At 49.9% G+C, this 16906-nt stretch carries 15 protein-coding genes and 1 other RNA gene; 1 reads left to right on the top strand and 15 read right to left on the bottom strand.

Going from position 1 to position 16906, the window contains the following annotated elements:
* Positions 1-62: 62 nt before the first annotated feature.
* The 4 genes from AC50Y3_RS10570 to AC50Y3_RS10555 all read right to left on the bottom strand — a co-directional run bounded on the left by AC50Y3_RS10570 (position 63) and on the right by AC50Y3_RS10555 (position 2113).
* Positions 63-767: a lytic transglycosylase domain-containing protein gene (locus AC50Y3_RS10570; RefSeq protein ID WP_494818732.1), complete on the bottom strand. Its 705-nt coding sequence runs from the start codon at positions 765-767 to the stop codon at positions 63-65.
* A 165-nt stretch (positions 768-932) separates the two neighbouring features.
* On the bottom strand, positions 933-1340 hold the full coding sequence (locus AC50Y3_RS10565; protein ID WP_494818731.1) for a hypothetical protein: 408 nt from the start codon (positions 1338-1340) through the stop codon (positions 933-935).
* 6 nt (positions 1341-1346) lie between these two features.
* Positions 1347-1559, bottom strand: coding sequence for a DUF1540 domain-containing protein (locus tag AC50Y3_RS10560; protein WP_494818730.1), 213 nt, complete (start codon positions 1557-1559; stop codon positions 1347-1349).
* Positions 1560-1612: 53 nt separating this feature from the next.
* Complete coding sequence (locus AC50Y3_RS10555; RefSeq protein WP_091219611.1) at positions 1613-2113, bottom strand: YpuI family protein; 501 nt, start codon at positions 2111-2113, stop codon at positions 1613-1615.
* A 197-nt stretch (positions 2114-2310) separates the two neighbouring features.
* Between AC50Y3_RS10555 and AC50Y3_RS10550 the strand changes: the two genes are divergently transcribed.
* Entirely contained in the window at positions 2311-4152 is a 1842-nt protein-coding gene (locus AC50Y3_RS10550; protein ID WP_494818729.1) for a S8 family peptidase, read from the top strand.
* Positions 4153-4251: 99 nt separating this feature from the next.
* Here the strand turns inward: AC50Y3_RS10550 and rnpB are convergent.
* The 11 genes from rnpB to AC50Y3_RS10495 all read right to left on the bottom strand — a co-directional run bounded on the left by rnpB (position 4252) and on the right by AC50Y3_RS10495 (position 16898).
* An RNA gene (rnpB, locus tag AC50Y3_RS10545) (RNase P RNA component class A) lies at positions 4252-4658 on the bottom strand.
* A 103-nt stretch (positions 4659-4761) separates the two neighbouring features.
* On the bottom strand, positions 4762-5883 hold the full coding sequence (locus tag AC50Y3_RS10540; protein ID WP_494818728.1) for a Nif3-like dinuclear metal center hexameric protein: 1122 nt from the start codon (positions 5881-5883) through the stop codon (positions 4762-4764).
* A complete protein-coding gene (locus AC50Y3_RS10535; protein WP_494818727.1) occupies positions 5847-6641 on the bottom strand; it encodes a tRNA (adenine(22)-N(1))-methyltransferase in 795 nt (264 codons plus the stop codon). Before AC50Y3_RS10535 ends, AC50Y3_RS10540 begins: the two co-directional genes overlap by 37 nt.
* Before the next feature lies 1 nt (position 6642).
* Positions 6643-7470, bottom strand: a complete 828-nt coding sequence (locus AC50Y3_RS10530; protein WP_494818726.1) for a hypothetical protein — start codon at positions 7468-7470, stop codon at positions 6643-6645.
* A 106-nt stretch (positions 7471-7576) separates the two neighbouring features.
* Positions 7577-8701 carry an RNA polymerase sigma factor RpoD gene (gene rpoD, locus AC50Y3_RS10525; RefSeq protein ID WP_090979899.1) on the bottom strand — a complete coding sequence of 375 codons (1125 nt, stop codon included), beginning with the start codon at positions 8699-8701 and terminating at the stop codon, positions 7577-7579.
* An 18-nt stretch (positions 8702-8719) separates the two neighbouring features.
* Positions 8720-10579, bottom strand: coding sequence for a DNA primase (dnaG, locus tag AC50Y3_RS10520; protein WP_494818725.1), 1860 nt, complete (start codon positions 10577-10579; stop codon positions 8720-8722).
* 41 nt (positions 10580-10620) lie between these two features.
* Positions 10621-11088, bottom strand: coding sequence for a YaiI/YqxD family protein (locus tag AC50Y3_RS10515; RefSeq protein ID WP_494818724.1), 468 nt, complete (start codon positions 11086-11088; stop codon positions 10621-10623).
* A gap of 81 nt (positions 11089-11169) precedes the next feature.
* Positions 11170-11988 (bottom strand): pyruvate, water dikinase regulatory protein, encoded by an 819-nt coding sequence (locus AC50Y3_RS10510; RefSeq protein WP_494818723.1) that lies wholly within the window; start codon positions 11986-11988, stop codon positions 11170-11172.
* Positions 11989-12176: 188 nt separating this feature from the next.
* Complete coding sequence (gene glyS / locus AC50Y3_RS10505) at positions 12177-14258, bottom strand: glycine--tRNA ligase subunit beta (protein WP_494818722.1); 2082 nt, start codon at positions 14256-14258, stop codon at positions 12177-12179.
* Positions 14251-15138, bottom strand: coding sequence for a glycine--tRNA ligase subunit alpha (glyQ, locus tag AC50Y3_RS10500; RefSeq protein ID WP_090979907.1), 888 nt, complete (start codon positions 15136-15138; stop codon positions 14251-14253). The genes glyS and glyQ overlap by 8 nt, the downstream gene beginning before the upstream one ends.
* Positions 15139-15506: 368 nt before the next feature.
* Entirely contained in the window at positions 15507-16898 is a 1392-nt protein-coding gene (locus tag AC50Y3_RS10495; protein ID WP_494818721.1) for an MATE family efflux transporter, read from the bottom strand.
* Between the last annotated feature and the right edge of the window lie 8 nt (positions 16899-16906).

Genomic DNA, 16906 nt, shown 5'->3' with positions numbered 1-16906 from the left:
TCCCCGTGATCTCTTATTCTCCCCAGCCCTTAATGATCTCTTGCGGCTGTTAGCATGCATGCTTAAATCGAACTGTCGTATTGATCTTTGGCGCGTTGCACCTTCGCTACATAGCGCTGTGTTTCTTGAGGAAGCAACGACATCATTGCCGTAAAATCTTCATTGCTCTTAATTCCCGCACGGTCGACCCTGCCCGGGCCGGCATTGTAAGCAGCCAATACCGTTTGTTCATTGCCATCATACTTGCGCATGAGATAAGCAAGGAATTTGGTGCCGCCTTCAATGTTTTGCTGCGGATCAAACGAATTGGTTACACCAAGGCCACGAGCTGTTCCATCCATTAGCTGCATGAGACCTTTCGCTCCGGCAGCGGATTCCGCATCCGGATTATAAGAAGATTCCGTATGTATAACAGCTTTAATTAGTGCTGGATCTATGCCATACTTGGCCGCTGCCTCATTGATATAAGCCTCATATTCAGCGGGACTTCCACCGTCATCTGATGAGCCTTGAATGGCTGCAGATTGGATCAGCGGTATGAAGCTGCTTAATGAATCCAATGACATCATGCCAGGTTGCGCGGTCATGTCAGAAAGAGCTGATGAGCCTGTCCCGCCTGCCATATACTGCTGAAGCAAAGTATCAAACATGGAGGAACCATCCTGGCCGCTTGCAGAAGACAAGACATTCTCATTCCCGTTCAAATCTAGACTAGGCATCATCTGCAATTGCAGCAATGATTTCATTATTCGTGGATCGATGCTCATGGTGTACCTCCACATCCCTTAGTGCAATTCGACATTAGTTAGCACTATTTTACAACTTTTTCACAGGCTCCGCCAGTGCGTCAATAGTCCCAGCCGATAAGCGGTGTAGCCTGTTTGTCATGAAAGAAGCCGGCAGAGATTCATCTCTGGCCGGCTTCAGATCCATTAGGTTATCGCGTAATAAAGGGGAACAAGGACCAAGTAAGCAGCAGCGGCTATAAATCCAAGCGTAATGGACCAAACGCCAAGACCGCGAGCACCCTGCCTGTAAGCGATAAAACCGACAATAATTGCCGTAGCACCGAGTACGACCGGCCATACCACCCATGACAATGCCGCTAATATTAGCGCTGCCCAGCCTGTTGCGCGCCCGGCAGACTTCGTTTCACGGACAGCATCATTCGTGAGATGGTTGCTCTCACGACTTGGATAGGAATGGATCGCCTGACGCGGTACTGCAATTTCGGCAGACATCTCTTCGTTGTAAGCCTTCATGTCAGGATGATACAAAGGATTAGTCGATGAGTCATCATGCGGGCTATGGGAGAAATGCCCTTCTGATTCGCGTTCCATCAAGCCTCACTCCTTCGCTTTAAAGGTATGGCAGCAGGTTGCTGCCTTGTTCGCTGCGGTATCGTGATGTTCACCGCCAAAGCCCTCTTCAGCAAATTCAGATCCGAAATGATTGTTCGCATGACTGTCGATGTCGATTTCAATTTTCGCGGCATTGCACTGATTTCCTTCTTTCCAGAACGAACAGTTGGCAACACTACAGCTTACGCCATTCGGCATAAAAATCACCCCCGGTATCAAGTTGCCCGTACCGGGGGTGAGTTATGCTTTCCTTATTTTTGACCCTGCATACGGCGCTGAGTCATATAGTCGCTCTCATAGTAGGATAGATCATCGCGGAGCTCTTCATAAATCTTCGATACAGTAAGTACGATATCACGAGCGGCACGTACAGGCTTCTTGCGGAAACGAATCGCATCTTGTCCAGTGTACGCGTAACGGCCGTCCTCGGAATAACATTCGTTCTTAGGGTAGAAAAATGCATTTACACATTGATGATAAGCTTCGTAAAGACCACGCTCAGCAAAATCAATATCGAAATTAGGACGTCTTAGCGCCACACCCAATTTTTCGTAAGCCACTTCGGAGAATACAAGCATGTGTCTTAAGTCTGCCAGCAGACCTTTATAGAAAAGCTCGGAATCGCTTCCTTGGTCTTCTTCTGTTAGCTGTGGAAGCGCATACTGGTTCAGAAACGTCTCCAAATGGCCGACCGCAAGTTTTAATTTGTCTCTCGTTGATTCGCTAATCGCTTTTACGTTAGTCGAAGGCATTATGGTAGATCCCCTTTCATCATCGCAAACAATACTTAAATCATCAACATCGTACCACAAATAGCAAACAGATGGTACTCCGGATTACCAAAGCCTCCGTATATTTTCACCTACCCGACGTCACCCTAAGACAAGCAGCCCCATTTCGGGCTTCCAGTTTAACAAAGCAAGTACAGCCATTCAAGGGGGTATTCATCATGACGAGGCGAAAGTGGGTCGGCTGGTTTTGTATTTTGGCAGCTCTCGCTTTGCTTATTCCGTTCACACCTTGGTTCAGCTCGCCAAGTCCCGCCAATAAAGAAAAGAAACCCGAAATGCGCACCATGTCCGCGCATCGTGAGCGTCAGCTCAAGCTAGCGACGGTAAAACATGATATGGACGCTACCGCTGTTCTATGCCACGCCGAGTGCGCGAAGAACTTCCAGAAGCTGATGAAGCATGAAGCCTCTGCAGCAACGAATGAGCAGCATCTCACCCACTTAATGAAGATGCACAAGCAGATGATCTACGTTTGGTGGAGACATCAAAGTCACTCCATTACGAAGGGCAGCAGCCCTGCTTTATCGCAGCTTAACGAAGAGATGATGAAGGCGAAGCAGCGTGTCATCGTAGGGAAGGCTTACTCCTCCTCTCCACTTCAATTGAATGGACATCGCTACATGGTCATCGGTGTGCCGGATACGAAGCACATCGGCGACGGTATAGCCGCTATTCTGCTTCAGGACATCGTGACGAAGGTACAGGGCCATCAACAGCGCAATTTGCGGCTTGTCCCTTACCCGGCCGAAGGCAAGTACAAGATCGAGTCCGTCAAACCGAATTCAACCGAAGATATTACGGTTAGAACCGGTGAAGACAACGGCAATGCGAGCCACTACCATATGAATGAAGTTGTCGTGAAATTCCGTCAACCGCCTACGGTAGATCAATTAGCCCAAATCAAGCTTGATATTACCGCCCTTTCCGTGAAAAAATTGGGATACACCTACGTTTTTCGCTCCAGAGTGATGGATGCGGAATCGATGATGCGGTATTTCAAAACGAGCTGGCATGTTGTGTATGCCGAGCCTCACTATCTATATATGACCAATGCGGCATCAGATATTATACCTAACGATGCCCTTTACTCGGAATATCAATGGAATCTGCCCGTAATCGAAACCGAGAAGGGCTGGAATGTTTCAAAAGGCAGCAACAACGTCGTTATCGCAGTATTGGATACAGGCGTGCAAATGGATCATCCCGATCTGAAAGGCAAGCTTGCAGATGGCACGAATCTGGTTATCGCAGGGACACCGCCCGATGACGATGTGGGTCATGGCACGCATGTCGCAGGAATCATCGCTGCGGCTGTCAACAACGGAGAAGGCGTCGCAGGTCTGACCTGGTACAACAAAGTGTTACCGGTCAAAGTGCTGGACAGCAGCGGCGCGGGCTCCACTTACACGGTCGCAGAAGGTGTTATATGGGCGACGGATCATGGTGCCAAAGTCATCAATATGAGTTTGGGGAACTATGCGGAAGCTCAGTTTCTACATGATGCCATCAAATATGCCTATGACAAAGGCGTAGTTCTAATAGCCGCAAGCGGCAATGACAATACGGAACGTCCCGGCTATCCGGCCGCTTATCCCGAGGTGTTCGCAGTGGCTTCCACGAATTCGGACGGAACTCGCTCTACATTCTCGAACTACGGGGATTACATCGATGTAGCCGCACCGGGCTTTAGTATCGCCAGCACCTACCCTGGCAGCCAATATGCTGCGCTATCCGGGACTTCGATGGCTAGTCCGCATGTAGCTGCTCTTGCAGGGCTCATTCGGTCGATCAATCCGGAGCTAACCAATGTTGAAGTCATGGACATTATGCGGAAATCTGCCAAGGATCTTGGCGATAAAGGCAAGGATAAATATTTTGGCTATGGCCAAATCGACATCGTTAATGCATTGAAAGCGGCGCAGCAGTCGAAGGTATCCCTGCAGCAATTTCCACAGCAGGTTGAACGGCGGCTGGCACAAATCGCAAGCAAATATGAATAGCAGGATGAAAACCGTTTGAGATAACAGCTCGAATCGGTTTTCATCCCAGATGAATCGAAAAAACCCGCAAGGCATAAGCCTTGCGGGTTTTTTGAGCATGTGGAAAGCTTGCCGTAAGCCGGGTTCTGTGCCTCTTGTGGTGTGACGGGAACTACCCTCCCACGTTTGAAGCGACAATCATCTATCTAGGCCGATCATTGCTAATCAGCTCAAGCGACCAACCCGAACGCTCCCCGGGCAGAGGTGCAGCGCGAAGCTGCCGCGTTCTCTCGGTCTTGCTCCAGATGGGGTTTACCAGCCCCATTGTCACCAATGGCGCTCGTGGTCTCTTACACCACGGTTCCACCCTTACCTGTACCGGATTTGCATCCGGCCATCGGCGGTCCATTTCTGTGGCACTATCCTTCGGCTCGCGCCGACTGGACGTTATCCAGCATCTTTGCCCTACGGAGCCCGGACTTTCCTCTCGCGGCAACAAGGCCGCCAGCGATTGTCTGTCAAACTTTCCGTGTACAACACAGTATACGCTGATCGAAGGAAAAGCTCAAGGTCTATATCATTTCCATCGAGACGAAATGATTAGCGGCTGTAACAATATTTACTTACATTTTACAAGAATTGAAACGGTTCGGTTTCAACCTGCGAGGCAATCGCCTCCGTCGCATATTTCCGCTGCTGGAGCTCTCGGCGCAGCCATTCTGCCACACGAGGCTTCATCAGCTTCTCAATATTGTGGCCGGGGTCGATAATCGACAGCCCGGCCATAGCAGCATCATGCGCCGTATGGTAGTCGATATCACCCGTTACGAGCACATCAGCGCCCGCAAACAACGCATGTCTCACATATCTGGCTCCGGAGCCGCCAAGCACTGCCACCTTGCGCACATCGCGATCAAGATCGCCTACGACGCGCAGAGCAGGAACCTCGAATACCGCTTTCGCCCGCTCGGCAAGCTCACGCAGCTTCACTGGGGCAGGCAGCTTGCCTACGCGGCCAAGACCAAACACACGGCCTTTCATATCAACGGGATACAAGTCATAAGCAACTTCCTCATAGGGATGAGCCTTCAGCATCGCTTGTACGACTTTCCGGTGCACGCTTGCAGGCACAATCGTTTCCACTCGGATCTCCTGTACACGCTCAAGCTTGCCCTTCTCCCCGATGAACGGCTCCGCGCTATCGCCCGGCAGGAAGGTGCCAACCCCCTCAATATTAAAGCTGCACTGGCTATAACCGCCAATATCGCCTGCCCCTGCATTCCAAATCGCCTGAAGCACTTGTTCGTGATGCGTCTTCGGAACAAAGACGACCAGCTTGAACAGCTTGTCCGTATGAACATCCTCTAGTGACGCGCGGCCTTCAGCTGGCAATCCGAGCATATCAGCCATCCAGTCATTGATTCCGCCGTCGGCAACATCCAGATTGGTGTGCGCAATATAGACCGCGATGTCGTTCTTGATCAGCTTCTCATATAACTTCCCTGCCGGAGTTGAAGTGTCCAGCTTCGCAAGGGGTCTATAAATAATAGCATGATGGGCAATGATCAATTCTGCACCTAATGCGATGGCTTCATCAACTACCTCGTCGGTAACATCAAGTGCAACAAGCACTTTACTGACCACCTTCTGCAGGGTGCCGAGCTGAAGACCGATTTTGTCGTTCTCCATCGCGATATGTTTAGGAGCAAGCTGTTCTATGAGCTGGATGACGGTTTGGCCGTTCGCAAACATGACAGCACCTCCTCAATCCCTTTCATTTCACCGCGGAGCTGCGCTTCCTTCTCGCGCGATTCCGCTAAATCCGATTGCCCAAGCTGGCGGCAAATCCGATCCAGTTTCCCGTGCTCATGCTGCCATTTGTTATGCAGCCAATCACTCGGCTGTCTCAGCAAATAGGGGCCCATACGGTAAAGCCAATCACCCTTAACAGCCTCGGTCATTGACGGAATGTCTAGAAACGACGGATTATATACGCTTTCGTTGGTGACCCCAGACGGGCTATGCCGTTCATGCAGGGCATGCAGCACCTCATAGATGCGACCATCCTCTTCTAGGATTACTTCATCCTGCAGGACGTACCCATGCTCTACGAGCCATTTTCGAACGATTTCTTCGCCTACATTCGGTTGCAAGACAAGCTCGCGAACGCCTTCAAGCTTGCCTGCCTGACGGCCCGTCTCCAAGATGTCGGCCATTAAGCTGCCGCCCATTCCGGCAATGGTGACAGTGTCTGCTTCACCCGGAGCAAGCACGGCTAGTCCGTCGCCTTGTCGAACTTCAATCTTCTTCGTCAAACCCGCTTCAGCTACTTGTCTCTTGGCAGCTTGAAACGGTCCTGTATTCAACTCTCCCGCTATAGCGGACGGACATTTCCCGCTTTGCAGCAAATTAACCGGCAGCAACGCATGATCGGAACCGATATCGGCAATTCTCGATTGTGCCGAGACCAGATCTGCAATTTGCTGTAAACGTTTAGACAACTTTATCATCTCATGCAACCCACGCAATCCATTGTTTTCGAAGGGAGAAGAGCAGTGCCCCTCCCGCCATAATTTTGACCATTAATTGAAGCTGTAATCCAAACTCCGCATCTGCGAATACAGCCGAGTAGAGTTCAGGCATGAACCAGACGAGCGCACCGGCAACAAACAAAATCGAAGCCACAGGTCTCGACCAGCGGTGAAAGAACCAGCTGCACCAGCCAAAAACGAACGAAGCCGGCAGCCAGTACAGCTGAATTTCGAACCATTTTGGCGAATCCGTATTGTTAGACAGCAGCCAAGCATAGACGAGAAACGAAGCCATCCAGCCACATAGATGAAGCAGCGGTATTCGTGCTCCGATGCCAAATGCAATCCAAAATAAGGAACAGCATGCAAGAAGTCCGGCTTTCCATCCCCATCCTTCAAGCGCATGAAGCTGCAGCATATATAAGCCGGCACCTAGCATCAGCAGCATCCCGGTCCCGATTAGTCCGATCCCTACAGATTCGTTTTTGGCACGATATCGCTGTCCTAGGAACAGCAGGATGTAGACGCCTGCAATCGACAGCGCAATTTGCAATGCCGGATGAAAAACAGTAAAATAAAGAAAAACAAAACAGATCAAGGAAAAAATTCCAAATGTCAGGAGCCATTGTTTTACGGATGCTCCTTTCACTATTACCGCCGCTCGACCCGCAAAGGTCGACGGAGCACGCTTTTCTCCTTCTTCCAAATATAAGTTGAGCAGAAAATCACAATATTGCTCGGGAAGCAGTTTACTGCGCTGCCAATGCTCGATCTCTCTTACGATAGTCTTGCGGCGCTCTTGATCCATAACGTCAAAGTAATTCCTCTCATGGTGGTTTCTTATAAGTGTACACATATAAATTCCACAAGGTGGAAAAAAGACCTTGCTGCTTCAAGCAGAAAGGTCCCGGTTGTTATTCAAGAAAATCTTTCAAACGTTTGCTTCTCGATGGATGGCGAAGCTTGCGAAGTGCTTTCGCTTCAATCTGACGAATCCGTTCACGTGTAACGCCGAACACTTTGCCGACTTCCTCCAGCGTACGTGTACGACCGTCATCAAGTCCGAAACGAAGTCTCAGTACGTTCTCTTCACGCTCCGTGAGCGTATCCAGCACGTCCTCAAGCTGTTCCTTCAGCAGCTCGTATGCGGCAGCATCTGCCGGCGCGAGTGCCTCTTGATCCTCGATAAAGTCGCCCAAATGCGAATCGTCTTCTTCCCCGATCGGAGTTTCAAGCGATACCGGCTCCTGTGCGATCTTCATGATTTCACGCACTTTCTCCGTGCTCAAATCCATTTCAGCCGCAATTTCTTCCGGACTTGGCTCACGTCCGAGTTCCTGCAGCAACTGACGCGATACCCGAACAAGTTTGTTGATCGTTTCGACCATATGAACCGGAATCCGGATCGTGCGCGCTTGGTCTGCAATCGCACGCGTGATCGCTTGTCTGATCCACCAAGTGGCATAAGTACTGAACTTATAGCCCTTCGTATGGTCAAACTTCTCAACCGCTTTAATTAGACCCATGTTGCCTTCTTGAATGAGATCCAGAAACAGCATGCCGCGTCCAACATAACGTTTGGCGATACTGACCACGAGCCTGAGGTTCGCTTCCGCAAGTCTGCGCTTCGCTTCTTCGTCCCCATTCTCAATCCGCTTGGCGAGCTCGACTTCATCATCTGCCGATAGCAGCGGTACACGTCCGATTTCTTTCAAATACATGCGAACCGGATCGTTGATTTTGATGCCGGGCGGGAGCGCCAGATCATCATCGAAATTGAAGTCGTCATGTTCACGCTCTTGGTCATCCCGATTGCTAATCGGAAGATCGTCGTTCTCATTTACCACTTCAATGCCGATATCATCAAGCTGCTCGAAAAACTCATCGATTTGTTCCGGATCCTGATCGAAAGGTGAGAGCTTCTCCATAATCTCTTTGTACGTTAAGGAGGATCTTTTCTTCCCGTGTTCAATCAGCTGTTCCTTGACGAGTTCCAGCTTCTGTTCAGTATCCAATTCAGTATGTTGATCATTCGCCATAATCCGACTCCCTCCTCCCTAGAAACGATCATCCTGCCGACCTTTTAGCTGTCTCTCTAGGGCATTCATCTCAATTGCAATTTGTGCTGCTTTCAACATGTCCCCGGAACGTTCCGCGCGTACCATAGCTTCTTTCATCTGATCGATTTCCCGAAACTTCGGCACCTTCAAGATTTCATTCACATAATCAGCGAGCATATGCTCGTCGAAGGGAATGTCATCGTCCGACATCAATATAGAAGCAGCGGTCCGTTCAAGCCGGCTATCTTGGAGCGAAGCGATAAACCGACTAACATCCGGATCATGTCCTTGCGCATAGTAAGCATATAAATAAGCAGCAAGCGCTGCGTGATCCTCTACATTAAAAGCCTCTCCGAGCTTCTGATGCACCGTGTTTGCTGTATCAGCATCCTGCAGCATCTGCGCAAGCAGCTTGCGTTCAGCGACCTGATAAGCAGGCAAAACAGGCGGTGCAGAGGACGTACGACGGTTCTCGCGGTTTTCATTCCTACCATTATTCCACGAATTGTCGTTATTATCCCTTTGCGGTTTCATTTTTTGCAGCTGCTGCCGTCGATCAAAGCAGTCCTGCTTCAAAGAATCCAGAGACATATCGAACTCGCGGGACAGCTCTTTCAGATAAAATTCCCGCTCTGTCGGAGAATCAAGCACGGCAATGATGCCGACCGCTTCGAGCAGGTAATTTTTCTGTCCCTCTTCTTCTAGGAGTATATGGTTTTTCTTAGCATATAGTAGTCTAAATTTCGTTGCGGACACCGGATGTTCAATCGTTTCTCGCATGAACGCTTCTGCTCCATGCTTCTCAATGTACTCATCCGGATCCATTCCTCTGGGCAGCATCGCAACCTGTACACGTAATCCCACTCGCTCCAATAGCGGAATCGTCTTCAAGGCAGCAGCTTGTCCAGCATTATCGCCATCATAACAGAGCACCGCCTCTTCAACATTGCGCTGCAATATCGAGGCATGCTCTTCTGTCAGTGCCGTACCCATAGAGGCTACACCGTTATGCACGCCTGCACTCCATGCTTTGATGACATCCATATAACCTTCAAACAGAACAATTCGGCGGCTTTTACGCATGGCTGTCCGGGCATGATGAAAGTTATACAGGTTGCGGCTCTTGTTAAACAGCATCGTCTCCGGTGAATTCAAATATTTCGGTTGACCTTCACCGAGCATCCTGCCTGCCAAGGCGATAACCTTGCCGTCGCGGTTCCAGATCGGAAACATGATACGATCACGAAACCGATCAATGTAGCCGCTCTTGTCCTGCTTGGCAATAAGCAGTCCGCCTTTCTCCATCAGTGCGAGATTAAATCCCCGCCCCTCGAGAAATCGCGCGAGTGTGTCCCAAGCCGGAGGCGCATACCCGATCATAAAATGATCGATTTGCTTATCCGTAACTCCACGATTGCGTAAGTATTGCAGCGCAGCCTGTCCATTCGTCGTATTCATCAATAAATAATGATAAAACTTCACCGACAGCTCATGCGCTTCGATCAGAGTATCGCGATCTCCCCCATCAGCGGATTGTTGACGTTCCTGCGATCCTGACCAGGTGATGGGAATATTCGCTTCCTCCGCCATTACACGAATAGCTTCAGGGAACGTATATTCCTCAATCTCCTCAATAAACTTAATAGCGTTGCCGCCCTTACCGCACCCATAGCAGTAAAAAATTCCCTTCTCCGGGGTAACGGTAAACGACGGGGACTTCTCTGAATGAAACGGGCAAAGCCCCTTCATGTATTTCCCGTGCTTCGAGAGGTGAACGTACTTTCCTACCGTGTCTACAATATCGTGATGCTTAAGCACCGCTTCAATGACAGAATCCGGTATTTTCTCGTAAGCCATACACCTTCACCTTCATCCTAAATGACAAGTAATACTATTCGCTACGGCTTGGCATTCTCCTGCCGAGTTTGCAAAACTTTTGTCAGGTTTTGCTGAAAATACACACGATCCTCGTTAGACATCGCCTTTGGCCCTTTCGTTCTGCCGCCGCTTCGACGCTTCTTCGCCAGCTCGTGCCTGCGCTCCATCAAGTAATCGATGTTGCTGTCATCATACTGTTGACCGCGTGGGGATAGTGCAATCGCACCTCTCGACAATACAATTGTAGCTAGGCCAAAATCCTGTGTGACGACAATATCGCCGCGCTGAATATGGTTGACGATATACAAATCGACAGACTGGTCGCTTCGATCGACTTGCATAATCGAAACACCCACTTCTTCTTGGAGCCGATGATCATGGGAAGCCACCATCAGAACAGGAACCGCGAATTTTCGCGCCACTTCGACAATTTCCCTCTTAACCGGACACGCATCAGCATCTACTACAATCGTTGGTATTGCTGTCATTCGTTGCATCACCGCATCTTCTTGTAACTACCGTACTATTATATACGGCAAATAACCAAAAAATCCTGCACCCATCTTGCATCAATTGGATTCTATATACTCCAAAATCAGACTTGCCGTTTCTTCGACGGCCCGATGAGAGACATCAATGACCAGACAACCGATTCGATCCGTGATTTGCGCCGCATATTTGAGCTCTCGCTCAATTCGGGCTGTTGTTGCATAAGCAGCGCTATCCGGTAATCCGAGTGCTTTCAATCGTTCTTTGCGAATACCGTTCAAATAATTGATATCAATCGTAAGACCTACTACTTTCTCTTTAGGAATTTGAAACAACTCGTCCGGCGGATCGAGCTCCGGCATGAGCGGAACATTAGCGACCTTGAACTGTTTATGAGCCAAATACATAGAGAGTGGGGTCTTTGACGTGCGTGAAACACCGACGAGGACGATATCGGCCTTCAAAATTCCTGTCGTATCACGCATATCATCGTACTTGACGGCGAATTCAACAGCTTCCACCTTGCGGAAATAGTCCTCATCCAGCACATGATTGAGACCGGGCTCCTGCCGCGATTTGCGGTTTGTTTTGTCTTCGAGGCTTGTAATTAACGCCCCCAGCAAATCGATAGCTGTTACCTCGTGGATCCGGGCAAACTCGACCATACGATCGCGCAATCCCGGAAGTACGAGTGTATAGAGCATGATGGCGCTATGTTCCTTGGCTTGCAGCACGAACCGCTCGAGCGACGCTTCATCATGGACGAACGGCGCTCTGCGGATATCTGCGTTGATGGGATGAAATTGGGCTATCGCAGCCCGAACGACAAGCTCGCCGGTGTCACCGGCGGAATCGGAAACGACGTAAATAATCACTTCAGGCTGCGTATCTGTAGCCATTTCTTCCCCTCCTGTGTCTTTGCCTGCGGAAAAACAAGTTAGTCCAAGGTAGTGTCTTTTCCTGCGGAAAAACAAGTTAGTCCAAGGTAGTGTCTTTCCTGCGGAAAAACAAGTTAGTCCAAGGTAGTGTCTTTTCCTGCGGAAAAACAAGTTAGTCCAAGGTAGTGTCTTTTCCTGCGGAAAAACACTTACCAAACAAGTTTCGAAAAATCCGCCACTTTCACGACGCTGCTTGCGATAGCAGCAAGCGTAGCAAGACGGTTAGCACGTACTGCTTCGTGTTCAGCCATTACCATGACTTTATCGAAGTATACATTGATCGGCGTCTTCAAGCTGGCAAGCTTGGCAATCGCTTCTGCAGTACGTCCTTCTTCTACCTGCGCAGCTACGTCATCATGAAGCTCTGACCAAGCACGATACAGGGCGCCTTCGGCTTCGTCCGTAAACAAGCTTTCATCTACTTCTTTAGACGTTGCTTTCGCAGCAAGGTTGCAAACCCGGGTAAGCGAATCGACCACGGCTTTAAATTCATCGCGGCGATCTCCCGCAGCAACCGCCATAACAGCGGCCGCGCGGTCCACCGTCTGACGCAAATCATTGTAGCCAACGGCCATAACGGCATCGACTACGTCGTACCGAACGCTTTGCTCCGACAGCACGTTTTTCACGCGGAGGGAGAAAAACTCATACAAGTCTTTACGTATTTCAGCCGCATCACGTTTCAACGAGCGGGCAGCATGAACCTCAAGCGATAGATCAAACAGCGTGCTAAGCGGCAGCTTCAGTCCGTGTGCAAGCACGATCTGTACGATACCGGCAGCTTGGCGGCGCAGTGCATACGGATCTTGCGAACCTGTTGGCAAGATTCCGATGGAGAAACAGCCGACAATGGTATCGATTTTGTCTGCAAGGCTGACCAGTGCTCCTACCAAGGATGAAGGCGCTCTGTCACCGGCGAAACGCGGTTGATAGTGTTCGTTAATTGCTCTCGCTACGGATTCGCTTTCGCCGGCTTTACGCGCATAATCCTCACCCATGATGCCTTGAAGCTCAGGGAATTCATAGACCATTTGCGTAACCAAGTCGAACTTGCAAATCGCAGCTGTGCGAGCTGCATCTGTTGCCGTTTGAGCATCTGTGCTTAGTGCCTGCGACAGTTTCTCAGTAGTAGCTACGATGCGAGCCACTTTATCTGCAACCGTACCCAGCTCCTCGTGGTAAACGATCGATGTAAGCTTCGCAAGCGCATCGGAGATCGCGAGCTTCTGATCTTCCCCATAGAAGAACTTCGCATCCGACAAACGTGCGCGCAGTACCTTCTCATTCCCTTTGGCAACCGATTCGATCGATGTACGGTCGCCGTTTCGAACCGTTACGAAGAATGGCAGCAGCTTGCCGTTATCGTCCAGAACCGGGAAGTAACGCTGATGCTCGCGCATCGAAGTGATCAATACTTCCTGAGGGATGTTCAAGAATGACGGATCGAATGTACCGAACAGGACATTCGGGTATTCAACGAGGAATACAACTTCCTCAAGCAAATCTTCTTTAATCGCAATTTGCCAGCCTTTCTCGGCCGCAAGTGCATTAATTTGCGAGACGATAAGGGCTTCACGCTCAGCAGTATCTACAATAACTTGCTGCTCCCTTAGGCGCTCCACATATTGCGAAGGCTCCGCAATAACCGTTTCGCCGCCCAAGAAACGATGACCGCGAGTCGTTCTGCCGCTTTGAACAGCCGTAATTTCGATCGGAACGATTTCCTCGCCGAATAAAGCTACCATCCAGCGGATCGGACGCACGAAACGAAGATCATAGTTGCCCCAGCGCATGTTCTTAGGGAATGACATCGAAGTGATGAGCGAAACCAAACCTTCCGGAAGCACGTCGCTAGTGACCGTACCTATGCTGCTCTTGTTTGCGTAGATATACTCTACTCCCGCAAGCTCCTTGAAGAAGAAATCTTCAGGTGCCACGCCTTGGCTGCGAGCGAAGCCGAGTGCTGCTTTGCTCCATTCGCCTTGTTCATTCAATGCGATTTTGCGGGAAGGGCCTTTAACTTCTTCACTCACATCGGCCTGCTTCTCTTCTACATCGCGAACGAGAACGGAAAGGCGGCGCGGAGTCGCATACGCTTCTACAGCACCATGGCCGATGCGGGACGTTTCAAGCCACTTTGCCATCTTTTCTTTCAATTGATTCATAGCACCACGGACGAAACGAGCCGGTACCTCTTCTAATCCGATCTCAAGCAAAAGGTCTTTAGCCATTATCGTTCACTCCTTTCTTCAACATCGGGAATCCAAGACGCTCGCGTTCTTCCAGGTAGGTCGCTGCGCATGCACGTGCCAGGTTGCGAACACGCATAATGTAACCAGTCCGCTCTGTTACGCTGATTGCCCCTCTTGCATCGAGCAGGTTGAAAGTATGCGAGCATTTAAGTACGTAGTCGTAAGCCGGGAATACAAGCTTATGCTCCATCGTTTTCTTCGCTTCTTCCTCATACATGTTGAACAGCGAGAACAGCATTGCCGTATCGGAAGTTTCAAATGTATATTTCGAATGCTCGAATTCCGGCTGCAGGAATACATCGCCATAAGTGACGCCGTCTACCCACTCCAGATCAAACACATTTTCTTTCTCTTGAATGTAAGAAGCTAGACGCTCCATACCGTACGTAATTTCAACCGCAACCGGGTTGGCATCAATGCCGCCGACTTGTTGGAAATACGTGAACTGCGTAATTTCCATACCGTTCAGCCACACTTCCCAGCCAAGCCCCCATGCACCAAGTGTCGGTGATTCCCAGTTATCTTCAACGAACCGAATATCATGGTGAAGCGGATCCACGCCAAGGCGCTTCAGGCTTTCCAGATACAGCTCTTGAATGTTGTCTGGGGATGGCTTAAGGATAACTTGGAACTGATGATGCTGATAAAGACGGTTCGGGTTCTCGCCATAACGGCCGTCTGCCGGTCTTCTGGACGGCTCCACATACGCTACGTTCCAAGGCTCCGGGCCGATCGAACGAAGGAATGTCATGGGGTTCATTGTGCCTGCACCCTTCTCGGTGTCATATGGCTGAACGAGGATGCAATTTTGCTCGGCCCAGAACTGCTGCAGCGTCAAAATCATGTTTTGAAAGTTCATGTCACTCATCTCCTATCGAAATTGTTTGCCATGCATGGCGTCTGAACGAAACGTATGTAAAGGCATATAAAAAAGCCTTCGCCTCTACGTCTGATGTCAGACATAGGGACGAAAGCTATTACGCTCCCGCGGTTCCACCCTACTTGGCCTTCAAGCGCGAATCCGCATGGATGCTTGAAAACCCTCTTTTCTAAACTCGCATAAACTCCGGAGTGCCTTTCATCGCGAACGTCCGACCAGGCTTCCACTATCCCCGGCTCGCTATATCTGACGACTGTACGTGACTACTTTCTCCATCATCGTTCATATTTCATAATATCCTATCTTAGCAATTCTAACCACCCGTGTCAATGAAAAGCTTTATTCACCTACAGCGGAACAGTATCGCTGCTGCTGGCGCGGGTGCCGAGTTTCACATTTTCACGGAAAGCCTCGGCAAACAACAGCTTCTTGCGATGCTTGCGCCATCTGAAATAACATAATGCACCGCGCAGATACTCGTCACTGATCATGCCGATATAAATGCCATACAGCCCCCAGTGCATCGGGATGGCAAGCATATAGGAGACGCCAACGGCAATGATCCACATGCTCGGTAAAGAGTACGTCATAACGGTTCGGCTGTCGCCTACCGCTCCGAGTGACTGGCCAAGTGCCATGTTGAGCATTTTACCGGGCTGCAGCGCTAAATTGAGCCATAGAAGAGATACGGCCATATCGATGATCCATGGATCCTTGGTGAACGTGGTAATAATGGAGGTTCGGAATAGCAGCAGGATGGCCGTATTGGCAAGTACGACGATTACTCCGAAGCCTAGCGCGCGATATGCACTATAGTATGCTTGCCTTAGTTTCTTCGCTCCATACAGATGCGCAATTTGGATTTGAGCAGCAAGCGCGAGCGACCAGCCGAATGTAAAGGCGAACGACTCCATCGTGTTCATATACGTGCGTGCCGCCAGCGGCTGCTCGCCCATGGAGGCGATAATGCTGAAAATAACAACCTGCGAGAAGGTCCACGAAGCTCCGTTCACGCTGATTGGCCAGCCGATCTTAAGCACTTCTCTGAGCAGCTTTGCATGAAAGCGGCCAAATTCCCGAACTAACACAGGTACGCCAAACGCATGTCGGAACAAATGCTGCTGGAAGAAGAAGGCTACTGTTCGACTGATAACGGTCGATATGCCAACCCCCATAAGTCCAAGCTGCGGCAAGCCGAACGCCCCGAAAATAAACGCATAGTTTAGAAACACATGCAACGCATTCATTCCAAGCGCAATATACATGGGAGAACGAGTATTTCCGGTATTCCTGACCGCCGTGCTCATGGACAAATTCAGCGCGGTGATGACCATCCCACCACCGACGATCGACATGTATGTATGCGATAAACCCTTCAAATTGTCGGGGACATGCAGTGCCGTTGTAAATAGAGGCGTTCCATAAATAAGTAAAACACTAATGATAATTCCTAGTATTACAGTGATGGAAACGGACATGATACCGATTTTGCGTGCTTCGTCCGGCTTGCCTGCGCCCAGCTTCTGCGCAATAAGAATTCCGGCCCCGCTCGTCACAAGTGTGAATAAAATAATGACTGCATTAAAGAACATATTCGATATCCCGACAACAGCGACGGCATCATCCGAAATTCGGCTCACCATAAGGGTGTCTGCTGTTCCGAGCATAAATTGCAGCATCATCTCAATCATAATCGGCCATGTCAGCGACCAAATTCTCGGTGTTGACTGCCCAGCCATATCGAAAC

This window comes from Paenibacillus sp. J22R98 (genome assembly GCF_059383835.1).
Note: the sequence above shows the minus strand (reverse complement) of the source record. Positions and strands in the feature narration are given on the sequence as shown.

Excerpts from the sequence above, each read along its gene's own strand:
- AC50Y3_RS10570 (WP_494818732.1), bottom strand. The coding sequence starts at position 767 with ATGAGCATCGATCCACGAATAATGAAATCATTGCTGCAATTGCAGATG.
- AC50Y3_RS10565 (WP_494818731.1), bottom strand. The coding sequence starts at position 1,340 with ATGGAACGCGAATCAGAAGGGCATTTCTCCCATAGCCCGCATGATGAC.
- AC50Y3_RS10560 (WP_494818730.1), bottom strand. The coding sequence starts at position 1,559 with ATGCCGAATGGCGTAAGCTGTAGTGTTGCCAACTGTTCGTTCTGGAAA.
- AC50Y3_RS10555 (WP_091219611.1), bottom strand. The coding sequence starts at position 2,113 with ATGCCTTCGACTAACGTAAAAGCGATTAGCGAATCAACGAGAGACAAA.
- AC50Y3_RS10550 (WP_494818729.1), top strand. The coding sequence starts at position 2,311 with ATGACGAGGCGAAAGTGGGTCGGCTGGTTTTGTATTTTGGCAGCTCTC.
- AC50Y3_RS10540 (WP_494818728.1), bottom strand. The coding sequence starts at position 5,883 with ATGTTTGCGAACGGCCAAACCGTCATCCAGCTCATAGAACAGCTTGCT.
- AC50Y3_RS10535 (WP_494818727.1), bottom strand. The coding sequence starts at position 6,641 with ATGATAAAGTTGTCTAAACGTTTACAGCAAATTGCAGATCTGGTCTCG.
- AC50Y3_RS10530 (WP_494818726.1), bottom strand. The coding sequence starts at position 7,470 with ATGGATCAAGAGCGCCGCAAGACTATCGTAAGAGAGATCGAGCATTGG.
- rpoD (WP_090979899.1), bottom strand. The coding sequence starts at position 8,701 with ATGGCGAATGATCAACATACTGAATTGGATACTGAACAGAAGCTGGAA.
- dnaG (WP_494818725.1), bottom strand. The coding sequence starts at position 10,579 with ATGGCTTACGAGAAAATACCGGATTCTGTCATTGAAGCGGTGCTTAAG.
- AC50Y3_RS10515 (WP_494818724.1), bottom strand. The coding sequence starts at position 11,088 with ATGACAGCAATACCAACGATTGTAGTAGATGCTGATGCGTGTCCGGTT.
- AC50Y3_RS10510 (WP_494818723.1), bottom strand. The coding sequence starts at position 11,988 with ATGGCTACAGATACGCAGCCTGAAGTGATTATTTACGTCGTTTCCGAT.
- glyS (WP_494818722.1), bottom strand. The coding sequence starts at position 14,258 with ATGGCTAAAGACCTTTTGCTTGAGATCGGATTAGAAGAGGTACCGGCT.
- glyQ (WP_090979907.1), bottom strand. The coding sequence starts at position 15,138 with ATGAACTTTCAAAACATGATTTTGACGCTGCAGCAGTTCTGGGCCGAG.
- AC50Y3_RS10495 (WP_494818721.1), bottom strand. The coding sequence starts at position 16,898 with ATGGCTGGGCAGTCAACACCGAGAATTTGGTCGCTGACATGGCCGATT.